Genomic DNA, 20014 nt, shown 5'->3' with positions numbered 1-20014 from the left:
TCCTCCCGTTGGTCGGGATCATCTGCTCGGGCACGAATGCCTTTAGAGTACGGACCGGCTTAGTTTCATGACGAGGCATTTGGCGGCGCCGCCGGCCTTGAGGAACTCGGTGAGAGTGACCTCGATGATGTCGAAGCCGCGTGATTCGAGTTGGTGGCGGAGGTCGGTGCTGATGTTGTTCAGGATGATGGTGCGGTCGACGTTGATGGCGTTACAGGCAAAGCACACGGCATCTGACTCGGTGACGATGATCCGTTTTTCAAGTGGGTAGTAGGCTTCGATCCTGGCGAGAGAGGCTTGGTCGAAGGCTTCGGGAAAGTACATGACGTAGCCGCCTTCGAGGGGAGCAAAGCAGGTGTCGAGGTGGTAGAAGCGCGGGTCGATGAGGTGGAGTGAGGTGACCTCGATGCCCCAGATCCTGCGTAGAGTGTGATGGCTGGAGGCGACGGTGCGGGGGCCGTAGCCAACCCAGAGACGGGTGCCGTCGGTGGAGAAGAGAGCGTCGCCCTCGCCTTCGAACGGCGTGGCGCGCGGAGTGTCGATGACCTTGTAGCCGGCGAGCTCGAACCAGCGACGGAAGTGCGGCTCTTCGCCCTGGCGCTCAGGGTGAAAGAAGCTGCTGATGGCGACGGTGCCGTTGCGCTCGAGGCCGGCGTTAGCGGTGAAGACCATGTCGGGGGAGCCGGGTTCGGGTTCGACGAGTTGGACATCCGCGATGGTGCTCACGGCTTCGTAGAGGCGCTGCCACTGCTCGGCTGCGCGAGTGCGGGAGGAGGCGTGGACGTTGCCCGCCATCCAGGGGTTGATGACGTAGTTGACGTCGTAGAGCCTGGGCGGACACATCAAAAAAGTTGCCGGGGTGGAACGGATTGTGGTGAGGATCGCTGGGGTGGTGATCTCGATTGGCTGCGTGCTCATACTGAATGTTTCTCCATGATGAGCATGGAGGATGACAAAAGCCGCGTCAACACTAATGATTATGCATCAATGACGCATAAAGATACATTTTGTGGAACAAATATTCGAGAGGTTGAGTAGTCGGCCTGAAGAAGCGATGCGGCGACATCTGTTTGACCTCTGTCCAGCGACGCAAGATGTGTAAGAGCTTTCGAGATGAGCTCCCTCTCTCGCCCCCGGACAACTATCCGGGGTGAGAGAAGGTTATCCGCTTAAGATCTGCGCCGAGCTTCGTCCGCCTCCTCCGCCAGACGGAACATCAGTCGCAGGAACTCTGGATTTTTCTGGCCTATGAAGAGCCCGTCATCCACAAAGCCCTGGAGAGAGGCCACCGCTCCACTATTTTTTGTAGAGGTCGGGCGAACGATTGCAACGGGTGGGAACTTCTTGCTGAGAAAGTGGGTTGGTTCGGGCATGATGAGGTTGGCCTGCAAGGTGTCGCCTTTGAGGGACTCGGGATTGGTCTCTCCCTGGGCGTTAGCGAGTGTTGTAAAGGTAACGGATGCACCGGTTCCACCTGGTCCATTGTCGACGTCGGTCAATGGGAGCGCATTGCCTGCCTTATCCTGCCAGGTTTGGAAGTGCATGGTCTCGCTGGGGCCGATGCTAAGCAAGACCCGTAGGACTTCCAGATTGCTGACCTTCTGGGCCAGTGTTGGATAGAGGCTGGTTCCCCCAGCTTCTATAAACGCAAAGTGGAATCCTGCTGTAAACGCGATTGCCTGGAGGTGCGGTGTGATGCTTTTGGTGTTGTCACTGCTGATGAAGCTGCCGGCGGTGTCAGCGTCGGTTCTTGGAATCGCTGTGTGTTTTCCTACGTTGAGGCTGGGGACTGCCTGAACGAACGGTGCGCCGGGATCGAAGTCAGGATTGGTGACGCTGCGGTACTTGGACCAGAAGCTGGTGTCCACGGTTAGCTGCGTCAGATTGGTGAGCCGTGTCTTGCCGGTGGAACCGGTCGCAGTGCTGCCTGGGATGGTGGCAAAGGGGCTGAGGTCGACCGCCTCGGCGCCCTTCGATTCGAGATATGCTTTCAGGAAGGCGGCGTGGCTGATCTCATCGTCGGTGTTGTCGTGGATGTACTGGGCCATATCGCCGTCGAGAATAGAGAGGGCAGCCGTGTAGAGCGGGTTCCCTCCCTTGACTCCGGAGACTTCCTTGTCCTGAACGCCTCCGAGTTCGGAGTATTGAATCCACAGGTCGGCTTCGATCTGTTCAAGAGCATTCAGGAATCTGAGAATCGCGATGTCGCCTTGTGTGAGATCGCCATCTCCGTCATGTTCCTGGCCAAAGGCGGATGCTCCACCGCCCAACAAGCCTGTGCCTATGGTCGCTACGCCTGCCGCCGTAATTCCCGTTTTCAAGAACTCGCGTCGATTTGCGGATTTCTTGATCAGAGTTTCAGATTGTGACATTTCACTTCTCCTTTGGTCGAACTTTATTGAGCCGGAAAATACTGCTGACTCCGGTGACGAGACAGTAGGCGTTCTACTCGTCACTGTTGTCAGCGCAAAGTCAAAAGAGTGTCGACTCGAGTAAAAATTTGGTAAGCGCAGAGACTATGCGGAGAGTTACGGTGCTGTAATGATTGGTTTGGCTCTTCTGAGCATTTCCTCTGATCGATTCAGTGGAAGTTGCATTAATAGAATCGAGCACCTTGAGTGCCGTGAACGGGCCAGCCGCGAATCACAACTCGGTAGCCGGGACCGTAGCCGAACCGGATGATAGGGCGCGAAGCAAATTCGCACGCCAAGAATAACGCTGCTGATGTCTGCTGATCCTTCTTAGCAGGTGAGTTGGAGCGCAGGTGCTCCGCGAATGGCCGTGGGCCATCGGCATCAACACAGCCTGGTAGCCGATGTGCCGTGCGATGAGTGTTGATCCGGCGATCGTCAAAGAGGAGTGAAGTCGCGCTTGAAGAGGTCGAAGTTGGCGGTTGCGGTTGAGGCCGTCAGAAGCTGAAGATTCCATAGAACTGAATCTGCCGTGGGCTTCCGATCGGGTTGGTAATGGCTCCTACTCCCTGACTGGAGAAGATGGTTGGGTCCGTGTTTGGAAGCGGCGTGATCGAAGGCGGGTTGGAGAAGGTCGCGCCGCTGAAGTTGTTGCCTGGGGTATCGAAGCTGGGCGTGTTGGTGATGTTGAATACTTCCATCGCGAGGCGAAGGCGGTACTGCTCATGGATCCTTGTTTCCTTGAAGAAGGACATATCGGCGCGTTTCTGGAAGGCACCGCGGAAGATGTTGCGGCCTCCGGTGCCGAAGTTGGACTCGAAGGTATCGCAAGCTGTGGTGCCAGCGGAGGTGGGTCCGCACGGTGGAACTCCGGATTGGCCTGGTGCCAGCGAGGGATAGGCAAAGGCTAAGGGTTTGAAGGCTACATCGTTCAGGTTGGAAGAGGTTCCGTTGGGTGTGTTCGGGTTAACGAAGGCACCGCTGTGTCCGGTGAGGGCCTGCTTCGGACTGACTCCCGGGGCCAATGGAAGAACGGGGTTGGTGAGGAAGTCATTTGATGAAAAGAAGATGCTTCCGACGGTTCCGGAGAAGTCGTAGACGTTGTAGGGTTGGCCGCTCTGTAGAGTGGTGACGCCGCTGATACCCCAGCCGCTGCCAGCTTTATCGAAGAAGCGATTGCCAGATTTGAGGTCCGGGATTTGATAGTTGAAGCTGAAGCTGGTGACGTGGGTCCGGTCGTAGTCGGAAGAGGCGTAGCCCGAGGCCAGGTTGCGCGGATCGTTGCCGTTGTAGAAGAGGCCGAAGCCGCTGGAGGCATCGAGGGAGTGAGACCAGGTGTAAGAGAGAAGGTACTCGAAGCCGTGAAATGGATTTTGGCGGACGGAGGCCAGCAGAGCGTCGTAGTGCGACCAACCTACCGTGGTCCAAGCGACCGAGTTGGGGCTGTATCCGATGTAGGGAACGCGTAGGTCTGTGTTGCCGCCGGTGGAGGTGCTGTAGGGTTCCGACAAAAGCGTATTGCCATTTGCGTCTGTTGCATTGAAGCCGTAGCTGTAGGTCTGGCCGTTGACCGGCGACTGAGGGGTGGCGACTCCCGGTTGATTGAAAGGTAGAGGGACGGTTTGATGCACGCCGTGGTTTCCTGTGTATCCCACCGTTCCGACGATGTTCCTGGAGATCTGGTATTGGATATCCAAGCTCCAGTTTTCGGTGTAAGGCAAGCTATTGTTAGCGGCGTACGCGCCGAACAGGTAGGGCGAGGCTCCGTTGATAAGTGCGTTCTGGTTGGGCAGATTGTTGATGAAGTCGGCGGGATTGGTGTCGACGGGAGGACGCACGGTGCCGAAGGGATTTTCCGAGGTGGCACCGTCAGGCGAGTTGACGGGCTGCACAAAAGGCGGTTGTAGGGTAACGCCGAAGGGTCCGTTGAAGCCGTTGCCGGCAGAGGGAGAGAACTCGGTAAAGAACTCGCCGCGGTCGTAGTAAAGACCGAAGCCGGAACGAACGACAAGCCTGGGATTGACGCTGTAAGCGAGTCCGATTCGCGGGCCGATTCCCCATTGACGATTGGTGAGCGTCGACTTCGAAGCGCCGGGGCTGGCGAACTGTTTGTTGTTGCCTGCAACGATGAGACCGCTGTTGAGGATGGTGTCGCTGGCAGCGGCATAAGAGTACTGGCTGGGGCTGAAGTTGACGAGGTTTCCGTACTTCTCGTAGAGGCCGCCATCGTAGTCGTAACGAACGCCAACGGTGATTGTCAGTTGAGGTGTAGCGCGCCATTGGTCCTGCGCGTAGGCTCCGACCTGAGGAGACCGATAGTAGCGATTGCTGGCGCCCTGAAAGTAGACCGAGTTACCGGCGAAGTTGTTGAGCGGTCCGCCGGTGAGGAAGTTCGCGATGTTGTCGTAGGTGAGGGTGGCGACCTGATTGGCGCGATTGAGGATATTGAGTTGAGTGAAGTCGTAGTTGCCGCCAAAAGAGAATGAGTGATTGCCTGCGACGTAGTTGAGTGTTGATGTGAATTCGAGGGTGTTTTGTGTGAAGCCGGTGTTGGAGAAGTTGGAGGTGGGACCGATGTTCAGTGTTCTTCCGCCACCGTTATCGGGGGAGCCGTTTACGTTGCGAACTGCGATGCCCGGCAAGAGGGTGCTACCGAAGAGATTGATTCCGGGGGTGGAGGGACCGAAGGGTTGTCCGGTGAAGCTTCCTACGGTCATGCGAACGATGCCCGCCTTCTGCTCCCAGGTGAGGCGCGGGGAAAGTACCGCGGTGTTTTCCAAGGAGAAGACCTGGCTTCCGGCGTTGTATTTTTGAGGAAATCCAAGCAGCGGGCCGCTCGAGAACGGGCTTTCGGTTGGATCGTGCTGATAGTAGTATTTGGCGGCGAGGGTGTCCTTCTTCGAGACGATGTAGTCGACATTGCCGTTAGCTTGATCGGCGAGGAACTTTGAGGCGGGCCCGATGAATTGAACCTGGGCTCCGGGCGTTGCGGGGGATTCGATGAGGTACTGGCCACCGGGGAGCTTGGCTTGAAGAAAGGTGAGTGCAACGGGATCGATGGGGGTACCGGCGGGGAGGCCGGCTGCGATGACGACGGCCTGCAGTCCGGCGGCGCTGCGATCGTCGGTGAGGCCGAGCGGTGTGAAGTAGGAGGTGAGCGAGTTCAGCTGATCGCGGGCGCGTGTGTACTGATAGCTGCCGTAGAAGAAGAGTTTATCTTTGCGGATGGGGCCGCCTAATTCAGCACCCGCGATGTAGCGATGAAGATCGGGGGTGGGAAGGCCGGCCTGTTTGTTGAAGAAAGGGTTTGCGTTCAGCTTAGACGTCTCCCAGTTGCCGTAGACAGAGCCATGAAATGCATTGGCGCCGGACTTAGTAGTGACGTCGATGTGTGCTCCGGCGGTCGCTCCTTGAGCGGCATCGAACATGGAGGTGTTGACGCGCTCCTCTGCGATGGTCTGTTGTGGCGGCGAGGGAAGGGCTTCGCCGATGGCGTCGTAGATGGAAGTGTTGGTACGGATGGCGCCATTGGATTGAAAGGACTCTCCCGTATTGAGAACGGCGCGGCTCTCGGTGACCTGGCTGGAGGAGGCTCCGTTGAAGAGGTTGTTGGTGACGACGCCGTTGAAGGTGAAGGTGTTGCTGGAGAGGCGCTGGCCGTTGGCGTAGATGTTCTGGTTGCCAAGGCCGGTGTTCGTGCCGGTATCGGCGAGCAAATCCGCGTGAACGCCTGGGCTGAGCGTGGCGAGTTGCGTGAAGCTACCGGTGCCGAGAGGGACCTTCTCGATCGATGCGGCGTCTAGAACATAGCCATTGGTGGTGTCCGTCGCGTCGAGTTGTGGCGTCGCCGCTACGTCAATTGTGGAGGAGACCTGGCCGGGCTTGAGACGGATGACAAGTGAGGCGGTGCGGTCTGCCTGGATCAGGAAGCCGGTGAGTTTTTCCGTATCGAAGCCGTTCGCTGTAACGGTCACCGTGTAGATGCCGATTGGCAGACCTTGCACCAGGTAGGAGCCATGTGCGTTGGTGTCAGTAGTGCGGCTCGCTGCGGTTTGATCGTTGACGAGAACGATAGATGCTCCGGAGATCGCTGCTCCAGTCGCGTCGCTGATTACGCCTGATACGGATCCCAGGGTTTGTTGCGCGTCGGCGCATGGAAGAACAAGGGCACCTAGGAGGAACAGGGCGATAAGCATCGCTCTACGCAGCATCATTGGCTCTGCCTTTCAGGAAGCGGTACAGATCTATGATCGAGAAGCAACGGTTGGTATTTTTTCTGGTTGCACCATGATCTCAATCAAGCTAGCGGTCATATGTTAAATAACGTTGACAACTGTCTCGGTCGTGTCGGGCCATGAACAATAGATCGTTATTTTTTTATTTGGCGGAGCATCCGGTGGACGCAAAGGGAAGATGGTCGAATTGATTTCGATGCGCTGGTCGCGATCTTCGCCAAGGGTGCAACGGGTTCACGCCGCCGATTCTCTTACACACGGGAGATTGGCTGTAACACTCGATCAACGAAGAGTTTGCTAGGCTGGGAGAATGACAGTTCGACAGTATGCTGCGTTCCTATTGACGATGGCACTCATCTTGAAGACCGGTTCAATGTCAGCACAATCTGGCTTGCCCGCTATCGATCTCCCCACGAGCAAAAGGATTCTGCAGCCGGTCCCGGGCAGCCCGCAAAGGCTCAATGGACTGCCAATGTCGATGGCCATATCGCCGGATCAGCGCTTTGTGGTCACGGTCAATGCGGGATACGGAACCTTCGAGTCTGGATACAAACAGTCGCTCGCGGTGCTGGATACTCAGACCGGCGTGGTGGAAGACTTTCCTGACGACAGGACTTCGGTCAAAGCCAGACAGACGCTCTATTCGGGGCTGGCCTTCAGCCGAGATGGCAGGCATATCTACGCAAGCATGGGATCGGAGACTGATCCTTTGGGCACGGAGAAAGGCGATACCGGTAGCGGCGTCGTGGTCTATGGCTTCAACGCAGGCAAGATTTCACAGGAACGGATGATAAAGATCCCGCTGCAGCAGTTGGCTGCGGGCCGGAGGACGATGCTGATTGGCGGCACGGCCGGGGATAAAGGCGTTCCGTTTCCGGCTGCGATCGCCGTGATAGGTTCGTCAGGCTCAGAAAAACTGCTGGTGGCAGACAATCTATCAGACGACGTACTGCTGATAGATCCGGCGTCGGGTGCGATTCTTATACGGTTCGATCTGGCGGAAAACGATGCGGTGCCTTCGACGTATCCTGTCGCGCTGAGCGTCTCAAAAGATGAAAGCCGCGCGTTTATTGCGCTGTGGAATGCGAGCGAGGTCGTCGAACTGGATCTGAAGAACGGTGTGGTGGGCCGTAAGCTTGCTCTGCTAAAACCAGACAGTAAGACGGCAGCCGGAACTCATCCCTGTGCGCTCGAGTTGTCGGGCGACGGGCGGACGATGTACGTTGCGCTAGCGAACCGCGATGCGGTTGCGGCTGTTGACGTGGATCACGGCCATTTCGCGGTAAAAGGTTACTTCGACACTCGACTGCCGCACCAGACCTACTTCGGAGCAGAGCCTGAGGCACTGGCTTTGTCTCCTGATGGTTCAAGGCTCTATGTAGCGAACGCAATCACCGACGCAATCGCAGTGCTTGACACGAGAAAGCTGTCGGCGAAGGTGGCGAAGGAGGGGATGGTCGAACCCTCAGGCTTTGTGCCTACGGAGTGGATGCCGATGTCGATCGGACTCACCGGTGGAAAGCTTTATGTCGCGACCGCCAAAGGAAAGGGGACGGGACCGAACAATTTCCCGCAGCGACAGTCCGAGGGCACCAGTGCCACCAGGCCGGGCCCTTCCAGCTACATCGCAACGCTTCTCTATGGTTCTCTCGCCGTGTTGGACACGAAGGCCATAGAGCGAGACCTCCCTAAGTGGACGGCCGAGGTGGTCGAGTCGAATCGGATGAAGGCGGCCGAAGAAAAGATCCGGTTTGCAGGTAATCAGCAGGATCGCATCAAGCATGTGATCTACATCATCAAGGAGAACCGCACCTACGACCAGATCTTAGGAGATCTTAAACAAAATGGGAAGGCCGTCGGCAACGGTGACTCAAGCCTGACGATGTATGGTGCGGAGATCACACCGAATCAGCACAAACTCGCTCTCCAGTTCGGAGTGCTGGATAACTTCTACGATTCCGGTGAGGTGTCGGGCGACGGGCACGTGTGGTCTACCGCCGGTATCGGCACAGACTATCTAGAGAAGACCTGGCAGCAGAGCTACCGGGGAGATGAGCGAACCTACGACTTCGAAGGCGTGGTCGCTGAGGGTTATCCTCTTCTGCAAAAAATTCCTGATGTCAATGAACCCAACAGTGGATACCTGTGGGGAAACCTCGCACGACAAGGCAAAAGTTACTACCACTTCGGAGAGTACATCTCGTCCACATTCTGCGATGCCAAAAAGACTGCAAGTCCTCAGGAAGGCCCGCTGCTGGAGGGAGCAAAGTGTCAAAAGCCTTCGATCCTGCCGGGGGAAACTCTGCCGGTGGAGTGGGGCGGCGGGGTGAATAAGTGGCCGTGGCCGATCCCACTTCTGGCGACAAACACCGCAACCAAGCCGGAGCTAGTCGGGCACTTTGCGGTGGAGCAGCCAGACTTCAATCTTAGAATTCCCGATCAGATTCGAGTTGATGTTTTCCTGAAACACTTTGAGAGATGGGTTGCGGACCGTGAATCAGGCAAAGATGACATGCCGAACTTCATTCTGCTGCGGCTTCCAAATGACCATACAGCAGGAACGACTCCCGGTGGACCCACTCCTAAGTCTTCCATCGCCGACAACGATCTGGCCGTCGGCCGCGCAGTCGATGCGGTATCCCATTCAGCATTTTGGGACGACACGTCATTTTTCATTCTGGAAGACGATGCGCAGGCGGGTGCGGATCATGTGGATGCGCATCGCAGCCTTGCGTTGGTGGTCAGCAAGTACTCGCCCAGGGCTGCGGGTGGAGGAGCGTTCGTTGATAGTCGCTTTTACTCGACTGTCAGTGTCCTGCGGACGATGGAGACGCTCCTTGGTCTGCCGCCGATGAATAACAATGATGCCTTCAGCTCAATGATAGGGTCGTTGTTTACCGGAGATGGGGGCCAGGCGGCATTTTCGGCTGATTACAGAAATCGGGATAGTGGGCTGATCTACACGGCGAATACAAAGACTGCACCCGGGGCAAAGGCGTCTCAGAGGATGGACTTTCGTCATGCAGATCATGCGGATACCCAAAAGCTGAATGTGATCTTGTGGAAGGACGCGATGGGTGACAGCCCAGTGCCCGCTCTGCTGAATGCTCGCCCCAAGAAGGTGAAGAACGACGACGATTAGTTTCGACGAGGAAGCGACTGGACTGCCTGCGCCTATTGGAAGGCACTTTTCAGTTCTGTCGATTTCTTGCGGGGGCTGAAGTGTGCTGCGGGTAGCACGGAAGGTGTAGAGAACTTGAGCGTGTTTGCGGATATCTTTTCTAGAGATTCACCTTTTGCTGATCGTTGGGCCTGGAACACTTGTTTTTCTCCTGCACGTAGAGAGCTGTTTGCGAGGGTGATGGGCCCGAGCTGACAAAGTTTGTGATCCTTTCCAGGAGTCCCGATGTTCAAAGTAGCCGCATCCCTCAATTTGTCTATCGCTTCGTCGCTCTCGAAGTTGCGCCTCGCTATTTGGCCTGACGATCGACGATCCAGCGGGTTGATGAAGGCCCGCTCAGGAGGTTTCCGGCTTCTGACTGCGACGCTCGTGCTGATTGTGATGACGGCGTGCGGCGGAGGGTGGAACGGCTACTCCGGTCAACCTCCAACCATTACGAAGCAGCCGGTAAATCAGACAACGAATGTCGGACAGACCGCTACGTTCAGCGTTACCGCCACAGGGACCGGGACACTTACTTATCAATGGTTCGACAACGGAACGGCGATCGCCGGAGCCACTTCGAGCACCTACACCACCCCGGCGACGGCGAGCACCGATAGCGGCTCTGTCTTTACAGTGACTGTAACCAATGCTGGGGGAACGGTGACCAGCATGCCAGCTACCCTGACGGTGGCTGCGAGTTCTACAACCGTGCCACCGAACGCTCCACTGGTCATTAGTCAACCAGCAAACCAGACCGTACAGGTGGGCCAGACTGCGACGTTCAGCGTTACTGCCACGGGGACGGCTCCGCTTACTTACCAATGGTCTAAAAACGGGACTGTGATCGCCGGCGCTACTTCGAGTAGCTACACGACGCCTGCCACGGTGATCGGCGACAATAACTCGCAGTTCACAGTGACTGTAACCAACGCTGCCGGCGGAGCCACGAGCAATCCGGCTACTCTGACGGTCGTCAATACGATCCCTGTTGCCACTAGTCTTGCCTGCAACTCGGCTACTCCCGCGTACAACACCTCTGCAACTCTGATTCCCACCTTTTCGGGCGGGACGGCCGTGATCGGATCGGCCGGAGTTGGGAGTAGCGATATCACGTTGTCCGCAATTAGCGGGAACTCCTACTCGACTCCGCTGCTTATCTCTCCCAAGACGTACACACTCTCGGTCACGGGCACGGGAGGAGCAGTCGCTTCGACAACGTGCACGGTGACGCCCACCAATGTGACGATCTCGCCGATCTCTCCTGCGAATTCGACGATAGCGCCGGGGACTCAGACCTTTACCGCGACTGCCTCCGGAGGCGCTACCAACAGCTTGATATGGACGGCCAGTGCAGGGAGCTTCGTCGGTAATGTATGGACGTCTCCCAACACCCTTGGCACCTATACGATCACAGCTACCAGTGTCGATGAGCCTTCTGTTTCGGTTACCACCAAAGTGACCCTCAGCTTGCCGGTTATCACCGGGCAACCGCCGAGCGTGAATGTTTGCAACAACGCCTCGACAACTCTTTCTGTCGTCGCTTTGTATGCGAGTACGTATCAGTGGTTCTTCAACGGATCGCCGATTGCCGGGGCAACTAGCTCGAGCTACTTCATCCCCAGTGCAGTTGCGATGGATGTCGGCAGCTATACAGTCACAGTTACAAATGCCGCGGGCAGTGTCACCTCGAACGCCGCGAAGGTCGTGGTGGGAACGTCGATTACGTCGAATCCAGTGAGTCTTTCGATCGTCCAGGGCCAGACTGCGACCTTCTCGGTTGCGGCTACAGGCGACGCTCCTTTTAGCTACCAGTGGTATGTGATTGCCCCGGGCGGCTCGACGGGAGTTGCCATCGCCGGGGCTACTTCCAGCACCTACACGTCGCCAGTCTTGAACACGAGTTCGAGCGGCGCCAGATACTACGCGACGGTCACAGATACCTGCGGAAGCGTGCTTACCAGCACGTCGGCTACGCTGACAGTCAATCCCGGCAATGATCCACCCACGATCATCACTCAACCGATGAGCCAGACCGCGGCGATTGGCAGCACGCCAACACTCACTGTGGTTGCAGTCGGATCGCCTACCCTCACGTATCAGTGGTATCAGAAACCTGCGGGGAGCGTGACGGGGACGGCTGTGTCAGGTGCAACGTCGTCCACTTATACTGTTCCGGCGACCGCGACCACGATCAATAATGATCAAGACGGCTACTATGTCATCGTCACGAACAGCTACGGGTCGGCGCTATCTGAGACGGCTACTCTGGCGATTGGCAGTGGGATCCTGATTACGAAGCAGCCCACGAATGTCTACGTCAACGCGGGCGATTCGGCTACCTTCTCAGTAACGGCTACCTCGGCGCTTCCGCTGACCTATCAGTGGTTTGAGGCTGCACCCGGAGGCGCCACTTTCTCCGCGATTCCGGGAGCAACGAGCGCGTCCTATACCCAGGCTTCGACAGTCTCTTCCGATTCCGGCTCGGTCTTCTATGTTGTCGTGAGCAATGGATCTTCGGCTGCAGTCACTAGCAACTCAGCTTCACTGTTTGTTGGAGATCTAACGGGCATCAGCAATCTTTGCGGGAGTTGGAAGTTGATTGGCAATGCCCTTCCCCCTAATTCTTCCTGTGCGATTCAATTGTCCGCGGCCGTGCTTGGTCAGCGAGGCGAGATCGTCTGGCCTAATCTGATCTCCACCGGAGACATTCAACTCAGCTTCACGATCACGACGAGTAACTCGAGCAGTCCTCCAGCGGACGGGTTCGCGATGGTGTTGGGCGATCCGTCTCTCGGAGCGACAACCAACAGCATTGGAGCTACGGGAGGCGGACTAGGTGCGGAGGGAATTCCGGGAATTGTGCTTGCCTTTGACGATTATCACGATCCAGGCGATCCACCTGTTCCTTATATTGGCGTTGGCAGGGGCGAGACCGCTTTGTGGGAAAAGCCATACTTCAACGTCAACACAAACATCGCCCCGCTTGCTCTGGCAGGAGCCACGGTGTCGCACGATTATGTCGTTTCTATCGTGCAAGGAATGATGACTGTGACGATGGATGGCACTCAGGCCTTCTCGGGCAGCGTCTCTGTCCCTCCTGTGGCCTACCTCTACTTCAGCGCCTCCACCGGTGCTCTCGATGAGCAGACGGTCATCAGCAACCTCTCAGCCACTGTTACCGCACCGTCCAACTAACGTGTGGACGAGGAGAAACCAGAGATGCGATCGTTTTTACTAGTCTGCTTTTGGATCATCGGAACGGCGGGTACGGCTTTTGCCCAGGCGATCTCTGGGGGATCGTCGCATAGCGGAGATGCTGCTTTGACGTACCACTGGGTGCACACAAACGCGCCTCCGAATGGAGGATGCGGCTGCTTTCCGCTGAATGGCGGTGGCATCTCCGCCTCCTGGAACCTTGGCACTCGATTGGCCGCAGTCGCAGAGTTTAGTGTCGACCACACCAGCAATGCGCTCTCCTCCAGCAGATCGCTTACCCTGACTTCCTATCTCGGCGGCGCTCGCTATCGCCTTCCACGATTCTGGAATCATGGTGATCGCGCGCTTGAACCATTCGCACAGGTGCTGGTCGGAGGAGCACACGCAGGCGGTGGGATGGCTGGCGTGGCGGATGGCACCTCTGCTTTTGCTGGTCGTCTCGGCGGCGGAATCGACCTCCCTTTGACCCTCGGAATTTCTGTCCGCCTTATACAGGCCGACTACTACATGACCAGTTTCGATAACTCCGCAGACAATCGCCAGAACAATATTCTATTGGGCGCAGGAGTTACTTTTCATTGGTTCCACTGAGCGGAAGAGTTCGCAGATGCGCCTCACGAAGGGTTGTGGCAGCGGATTCGGGTGTGAGGTCCCTTTGCGGAGAACCTAGCAGTTCGTAGCCAACCATGAACTTTCGTACGGTGGCCGAACGCAGCAGCGGTGGGTAGAAGTGAACGTGAAACTGCCACTCAGGATGTTGCTCCCCGTCGCATGGAGCGGGATGCAGGCCCATGGAGTATGGGAACGGAGTATCGAACACCTGATCGTACGTCGTGGTGACGGAATGCAGAATGGCTGCAAAGTCTGACCGTTCCGTCTCCGTGAATTCCTGCAGAGTGGTGACGTGTCGGCGCGGAAGGATCATCACTTCGAAGGGCCAAACGGCCCAGAACGGTACGACGGCAAGGAAGCTCTCATTCTTCGCCACGACGCGTTCGCCCAGCGACTCCTCGAGCTTCTGGTACTCGCACAACAGAACTGCCTGATTCTTTGCGAGGTACTCGCGTTGGCCTGCGAGCTCTGAGACTACTTCGTCCGGGACAGAGCGGCTCGCCCAGAGCTGCCCATGCGGGTGGGGATTGCTGGCTCCCATCATCGCTCCACGATTTTCAAAGATCTGCACATAACGGATGTCATCGCGTGCGCCCAGCTCTGCGTACTGCTCGCTCCAAACATCGACGACAGAGCAAATTTCGGGTACGGACATCTTCGCCAGCGTGAGGTCGTGACGCGGAGAAAAACAGATGACGCGGCATACGCCGCTCTCTCCTTCTGCAAGGAGCAGGCCTTTGCCGCCTTCATCGCTGGAGAATTGCGGAGCGTCCGGCTTCAATGCGGCGAAGTCGTTTTCGAAGACATAGGTGGTGGTGTACTTGTCGGTTCGCACTCCGCCGGCGCGCACGTTTCCCGGACAGAGATAGCAGGTTGGATCGTAGGTCAGTGCGACCTCAGCGGTCTTCGCCTCTGTTTGACCTTGCCAGGGGCGTTGTGTGCGGTGCGGAGATACCAGCACCCACTCGCGCTTGAGGGGATTGAACCGACGGTGAGGGTTCTGCTGCGCTAACGAAATCACAGGACACCGCCGTTTGCAGCCATGGCGAGCGCTCCATCGGAGGGAGCACTCACAAAACACTGTGCTTCGATTCCGGTCTTTGCTGCGTACTGTTTCTTCAAAGTGGTAACGAATTGCTCCGCGGCCTCGGTCCGGACGACATTCACGGTGCATCCTCCAAATCCGCCCCCTGTGATACGAGCCCCGAAGCACTCTGGCTGCTGCGTGGCGATCTCAACCAACGTATCGACCTCTTTACAGCTTGCGGCAAAATCATCGCGCATACTCTTGTGAGCCTCAACCATGATGCTTCCGAACCGCTTCATATCGTCGCGCAGCAGCGCCTCCCGAGCATCCAATACCCGTTGATTTTCTGTGATGATGTGCCGGCATCGCGCGAAGCTGGCCGCGGACATCTTAGTTTTGCAGGCTTCAAGATCTTCGAGCGTTGCGTCCCGCAGCAGCTGCACACCCGGCCGCTCGCGCTGCAGGACCGACTGACCAGACTCGACCTCATCACGACGGTCTCCATATTCGCCGGTTGCCACAGCATGTTTCACCATCGAGTTGCAGATGACCACACGCACCTGGTCCGGCAAGGGGAGAAGCTCAAAGGTGAGAGAGCGGCAGTCGAGCAGCATCGCGCGATGCGTTACGGCGCCTGCCACGACGAACTGATCCATGATGCCGCTCTTTGCGCCGACGTACTCGTTTTCGGCGCGACGGCAGAGGTTCGCGAGTTTTTCGAGGGGCAGGGCCGCTCCTGCGTGGGCCAGGAGTGCCAATGCCGTCGCCACTTCGACGGAGGCAGAGGAGCTTAGTCCAGCTCCCAGAGGAACGTCTCCTGCGAGGGTCATATTGAAGCCACTTACCCTGATGGCTTGCTGTTGGAGAGACCACAGAACGCCAGCGGGATAGTCGGACCAATGCCCTTTCGGCGCGCGCTCCAGCGAGGCAACTTCGAAGGAGGCTTCTTCCTCGTAGTTTGCCGAGTAGAAGACGGCGCGCTGGTCGTCTCTCTTACTGAGGACGGCGGCGGTTCGAAAGTTTATCGCCATGGGCATGACCAGGCCGCCGGTGTAGTCGGTGTGCTCGCCGATCAGATTGACTCGCGCAGGAGCAGCGAAGAGCTTGCCCTCGTGACCGAATCGCTGATGATGAAGACGCAGCGCATCTTCGTTGTACGTCTTCATTCACAGTACCTGCATCCCTAAAGTTATTGACAAGATCATCTCACAATCGTGAACGTGCACGTAAGGCTTTTTCGTCACTCTTCGCGGAGGACTTCCAGCGGCTTTCTGCCCAGGATGCGGTGACTTGCCACCCAGCCGGTTACGACCGTCAAGGCGGCTGTTCCGAGCAGTGCGGCGAGTGTCCACAACCATTGGAAGTGGTACGTTACGGTGAGCCTGGTTAGCAGCACTCGCGCAATGATGTTCGCGAAAAGTATGCCGACCATGCCAGCAACGAGCCCCAGGACGGCGAATTCGATGGAGAATACGGAGGCGATACGCGCTCGAGTGGCCCCCAGAGTCTTGAGGACGACGACCTCGCGGATGCGGCGATAGCGGGTTCCGGCGATCGAGCTGGCGAGAATGATGATGCCGGCGAAGATGGAGAACGCTGCGAGAAACTGGATCACATAGGTGATCTGGAGGACTACGGCTCGTACGGTTTCGAGCGCCTGCGCGACGTTGATCACGGTGACGGTGGGGTAGGAGTTGTAGAGTGCGCGCTGCAGTTCGCCAACGTGATCTGGATCGGCATGGACGCCACCGTACCAGACGACCGGCAGACCTGCGAGGGCAGGTTGCGGCAGAATAAACTCCGCTCGCGAGTAAGCGTGCTGGCCGTCGGACTTAGTGAGAACGACGACCGTGGCGACGAACTGAGTGTCTTGCGCGGCGAAGGTGATGTGCGAGCCGACATGAACGCCTAGCCTGTCCGCCTGACGTTTTTCGACGGCGACTACAGGACGCTTTTCGTCTGTTGGCCACCAGTTCCCTTCCACCGTTTTCGTTCCGGGGGGCGAGGCGGCGGACCAGGTAAGGTTTATCGATCGCAACATTCGTTTGGGAAAGTTCTTCAGCTTCGCTTCGTTTGCGGGGACGCCATCGATGTCGACGATGCGGGATGAGACGACGGGAAGGAGCTCCGGTGGTGCGGTGACGCTGGGCTGTGACTTTAGCAGCGTACGAATCCCGCCGATCTCTTCGTTGGTGATATCGATCAGGAAGACGTTGGGAAGGTTCGGCGCGGCGGAAACGTGGAGCTCCGAGACTACGGCCTGTTGAACGAGGTAGACCGTCATGATCTGCATCACGCCTAACCCGAGTGCGGCCAATAACGCTGCAGAGGGATTGCCCGGACGATAGAGGTTTGCGAGTCCGTGACGAAGCGAGGACGGCAGATGGAGACGAGTTTTGGAGAGGAAGAAGCGGAGTCCGGCCAGTACGGCTACGGAGGCGACTAATAGAACTCCAAGAACGGCTACCAGGCCAATCGAAAATACCTCGCCCACGACAAGCGAATCGCTTAGTGTCGTGGCGATGGCAGCAAGTCCTGCGAGAATGAGCACCGCGGCTGCGACCTGCGCGAGATTTTTGGTGATCTTGCGCCAGGCTGCGGTCACGAATGGGTCGTCGTTATCTTCCACTGCCCGGCGCAGAATCAAGATGGGACGGACTCCGCGGATGTCGAGCAACGGAGGCAGGGTGAAGAGAAGGGTCGTGAGCAGGCCGGCTGCGAGTCCAGTGATGACGGTGCGAAGCTGGACGTGAAGCTCGGTGTCGACGTGGATGAGCCGCGCCAGAAGGTGGGGAAAGCTGAGCTGCACTGCGACGCCAAGCGCAACGCCCAGGAGACCTCCGGCCAGGCCTAGCAGGAGCGTCTGCAGAAGATAGATTTTGATGATCTGGCCTGAGCGTGCGCCCAGGGACTTCATGATTGCGATGGTGTCGAGCCGTTGCTGGAGGTGAGCTCGCATCGCCATGGCGACACCGATGGCGCCAAGGACCAGGGCCACGAGACTCATCAGCGACAGTAAACTGGTGGCACGATCGAGACCTTGCGTGAGTGCTGGGTTGGTCTCGCGGTAGTCGATAATTTGTGCCTCTGGAAGGAGCTTTTCCAGGCGGGCTTTCAGGTCTGCCACTGCTTTGTCGGAGATAGGTGCGCCGTTACTGGGCGGAGGAACTTTGAAGAGATAGCGTTGTCCGGCGTGGCTTCCGGGCGCGAGGAGGCCGCTTGCGTCCAGGCCCTCCCGCGAGATGAGTACACGTGGCCCAGCTGCGAAGTTGCCCGAGAGACGATCCGGCTCATTGACGACAACCGACCCGATGCGAAAGAGCTGTGTCCCGATCTTCAGCTGATCTCCTATTTTGACATTCAAGCGCACGAGGAGGTCGTCAGCAACTGCGACCGTGTTCGCATTGAGTACGGTCTTCAGTTGAGCGGACGGGCTGAGTTCGACTTGTCCGTAGAAGGGATACTTTGTGGGATCGACCGACTTGAGAGATACGAGTAGAGGATCGAGTGTCTTCGCGGATGACGCCATCGAGAGCAGCTCTGTGACGGGAGTTATCTCGACGCCGGTTGCTGCGATCTCGTCGAGGGCTTTTTGCTGGTCCGGGGTCGGCTGCTGAAACATCCTGGCGGAGAGGTCAGCCGCCATGATGCTGCGGGCTCGATTGAGCAGAGTGCTTCGAAAGGACGAAGAGAAGCCGCGTACTCCAGTTAGCGCAGCGACGCCGATGGCGACGGAGAGAATGACGAAGAAAAACTTTCCGCGGGACGAGTGCATCTCGCGGGCGGCGATCTTCGCGGCGGAACGATAGGAGAGAGTCGCCATCAGCCCTCGGTCAAGGCGGCTTCGCGGGAGGTCTCGGCCGGCGATGGGTTGATCTCGTCGGCGATGATCAACCCATCGCGCAGAGTAATGCGGCGGTTGGCGTAGGTCGCAAGCATGGGGTCATGCGTGACCAGGACGAGGGTTGTGCCTTCAGTACGATTTAGATTTAGCAGAAGCTCCAACACATGCGCGCCGTTGGTTGTGTCGAGATTTCCTGTAGGCTCGTCGGCCAGGACGATGGGGGGGCGGAGGATGAAGGCTCGGGCGAGAGCTACTCGCTGCTGCTCACCGCCGGAGAGCTGAACGGGGTAGTGGTCCATGCGGTCTCCGAGGCCAACGCTGGTGAGCAGATCGCGTGCGCGTTCAAGGCCACTTTCTTTTGTGTCGGCGTTGAGCTCATGAGGGAGGAGGACATTTTCCAGTGCGGTCAGCGTTGGGATCAGTTGATAGGACTGAAAGACGAATCCGATGGTTTTTCCGCGGACCTGGGCGAGCTTGTCCTCCGGAAGATAGCTTATCTCGGTGCCGTTGAGTCGAACACTGCCCGCGCTCGGAGTGTCGAGGCCTGCCAGCAGACCGAGAAGAGTGGATTTTCCGCTCCCGCTCGAGCCCATGATTGCGGCGAACTGACCTTTCGGAACTGTGAAGTCCAGTCCTTTGAGGATGTCGACGGTTCGGGGGCCGTTGCGGATCGACTTGCGGAGGTCTTTCACAGCGATCATGGGAGTTTGGTATGTCAACTTCGGGGACTCTCCTTCTTCGGCAACGGTTTTGTTACTTTGTAAAGATGCGGAGAACAGAATCTGTAGCTATTCTAACGGTCTTGTCTCTCTTGGTGGCGCTTTCGCTGAGTGGCTGCCGCGGTGATAAGACAGCGAAACAGGCTGAGGTGACGGATTCGAGCCAGCCGGTTGCCGAAAGCGCGGCTCCAGATCCTGCTTCCCGGCCCTCGTCGGCAGCCGCGAACGATGGGCGGCCGGTCATCGTTTGCTTCGGGGACAGCCTGACTGCAGGCTACGGAACGGACCTCGGGCAGAGCTATCCTGACTATCTTCAGACGGATCTGAACGCGGAAGGATATAACTACCGCGTCGTGAACGAGGGGATTAGCGGGAATACGACCAAGGACGGCGTCGAGCGGCTCGACAGGGTGCTTGCTTTAAATCCTGCGGTGGTGGTGGTTGAGTTTGGCGGGAATGATGGGTTACGCGGTCTTCGCATTGAAGATTCACGCACAAACCTGGACAAGATTGTCGGCACGCTGAAGGCAAGTGGAACAAAGGTCGTTCTCGCTGGAATTACTCTGCCACCCGACTACGGCCCTGACTACATCAAGCAGTTCAATGACACCTACGCCACGCTTGCAGCGAAGTATCATGTGCCGATACTTCCCTTTCTTTTGAAGGACGTCTTCGGCGTGGACGGCATGATGCAGGCTGATCGGACCCACGCAACGAGCGCGGGGAATCGGATCGTCGCGAAGAATGTGCTCCCTCTCGTGACGCCTCTGCTGAAAAAATAAAG

The 20014-nt window shown here is 57.6% G+C and carries 11 protein-coding genes; 4 read left to right on the top strand and 7 right to left on the bottom strand.

Features of this window, described 5'->3' with window-relative positions; all coding sequences use genetic code 11:
* Positions 1-42: 42 nt before the first annotated feature.
* The 3 genes from HDF12_RS09270 to HDF12_RS09260 all read right to left on the bottom strand — a co-directional run bounded on the left by HDF12_RS09270 (position 43) and on the right by HDF12_RS09260 (position 6625).
* Positions 43-918, bottom strand: coding sequence for a dimethylarginine dimethylaminohydrolase family protein (locus HDF12_RS09270; protein WP_179582306.1), 876 nt, complete (start codon positions 916-918; stop codon positions 43-45).
* A 251-nt stretch (positions 919-1169) separates the two neighbouring features.
* Positions 1170-2372 carry a ferritin family protein gene (locus HDF12_RS09265; protein WP_179582304.1) on the bottom strand — a complete coding sequence of 401 codons (1203 nt, stop codon included), beginning with the start codon at positions 2370-2372 and terminating at the stop codon, positions 1170-1172.
* A gap of 536 nt (positions 2373-2908) precedes the next feature.
* Positions 2909-6625: a TonB-dependent receptor gene (locus HDF12_RS09260; protein ID WP_179582302.1), complete on the bottom strand. Its 3717-nt coding sequence runs from the start codon at positions 6623-6625 to the stop codon at positions 2909-2911.
* A gap of 493 nt (positions 6626-7118) precedes the next feature.
* Here HDF12_RS09260 and HDF12_RS09255 point away from each other — a divergent pair, with 493 nt between their 5' ends.
* The 3 genes from HDF12_RS09255 (at position 7119) to HDF12_RS09245 (ending at position 13619) form a co-directional block, all read left to right on the top strand.
* The gene (locus HDF12_RS09255) at positions 7119-9788 is read left to right on the top strand and encodes a bifunctional YncE family protein/alkaline phosphatase family protein (protein WP_257025444.1); all 2670 of its coding nucleotides are present in this window, start codon (positions 7119-7121) and stop codon (positions 9786-9788) included.
* 264 nt (positions 9789-10052) lie between these two features.
* Positions 10053-13007: a beta strand repeat-containing protein gene (locus HDF12_RS09250; RefSeq protein ID WP_179582298.1), complete on the top strand. Its 2955-nt coding sequence runs from the start codon at positions 10053-10055 to the stop codon at positions 13005-13007.
* 24 nt (positions 13008-13031) lie between these two features.
* Entirely contained in the window at positions 13032-13619 is a 588-nt protein-coding gene (locus tag HDF12_RS09245) for a hypothetical protein (RefSeq protein ID WP_179582296.1), read from the top strand.
* Here the strand turns inward: HDF12_RS09245 and HDF12_RS09240 are convergent.
* The 4 genes from HDF12_RS09240 to HDF12_RS09225 all read right to left on the bottom strand — a co-directional run bounded on the left by HDF12_RS09240 (position 13597) and on the right by HDF12_RS09225 (position 19212).
* Positions 13597-14661 (bottom strand): UDP-glucose--hexose-1-phosphate uridylyltransferase, encoded by a 1065-nt coding sequence (locus HDF12_RS09240; RefSeq protein WP_179582294.1) that lies wholly within the window; start codon positions 14659-14661, stop codon positions 13597-13599. The genes HDF12_RS09245 and HDF12_RS09240 overlap by 23 nt on opposite strands.
* Entirely contained in the window at positions 14658-15833 is a 1176-nt protein-coding gene (gene galK / locus HDF12_RS09235) for a galactokinase (protein ID WP_179582292.1), read from the bottom strand. The genes HDF12_RS09240 and galK overlap by 4 nt, the downstream gene beginning before the upstream one ends.
* Positions 15834-15907: 74 nt before the next feature.
* Positions 15908-18490 (bottom strand): ABC transporter permease, encoded by a 2583-nt coding sequence (locus tag HDF12_RS09230; protein ID WP_179582290.1) that lies wholly within the window; start codon positions 18488-18490, stop codon positions 15908-15910.
* Positions 18490-19212, bottom strand: a complete 723-nt coding sequence (locus HDF12_RS09225; RefSeq protein ID WP_179583582.1) for an ABC transporter ATP-binding protein — start codon at positions 19210-19212, stop codon at positions 18490-18492. The genes HDF12_RS09230 and HDF12_RS09225 overlap by 1 nt, the downstream gene beginning before the upstream one ends.
* An 11-nt stretch (positions 19213-19223) precedes the next feature.
* Here HDF12_RS09225 and HDF12_RS09220 point away from each other — a divergent pair, with 11 nt between their 5' ends.
* Positions 19224-20012, top strand: a complete 789-nt coding sequence (locus HDF12_RS09220; RefSeq protein ID WP_257025443.1) for an arylesterase — start codon at positions 19224-19226, stop codon at positions 20010-20012.
* Positions 20013-20014 lie beyond the last annotated feature (2 nt).

It is taken from the genome of Tunturiibacter gelidiferens, assembly GCF_013410115.1.
In the GTDB taxonomy this organism is placed as follows: Bacteria; Acidobacteriota; Terriglobia; order Terriglobales; family Acidobacteriaceae; genus Edaphobacter; species Edaphobacter gelidiferens.
Note: the sequence above shows the minus strand (reverse complement) of the source record. Positions and strands in the feature narration are given on the sequence as shown.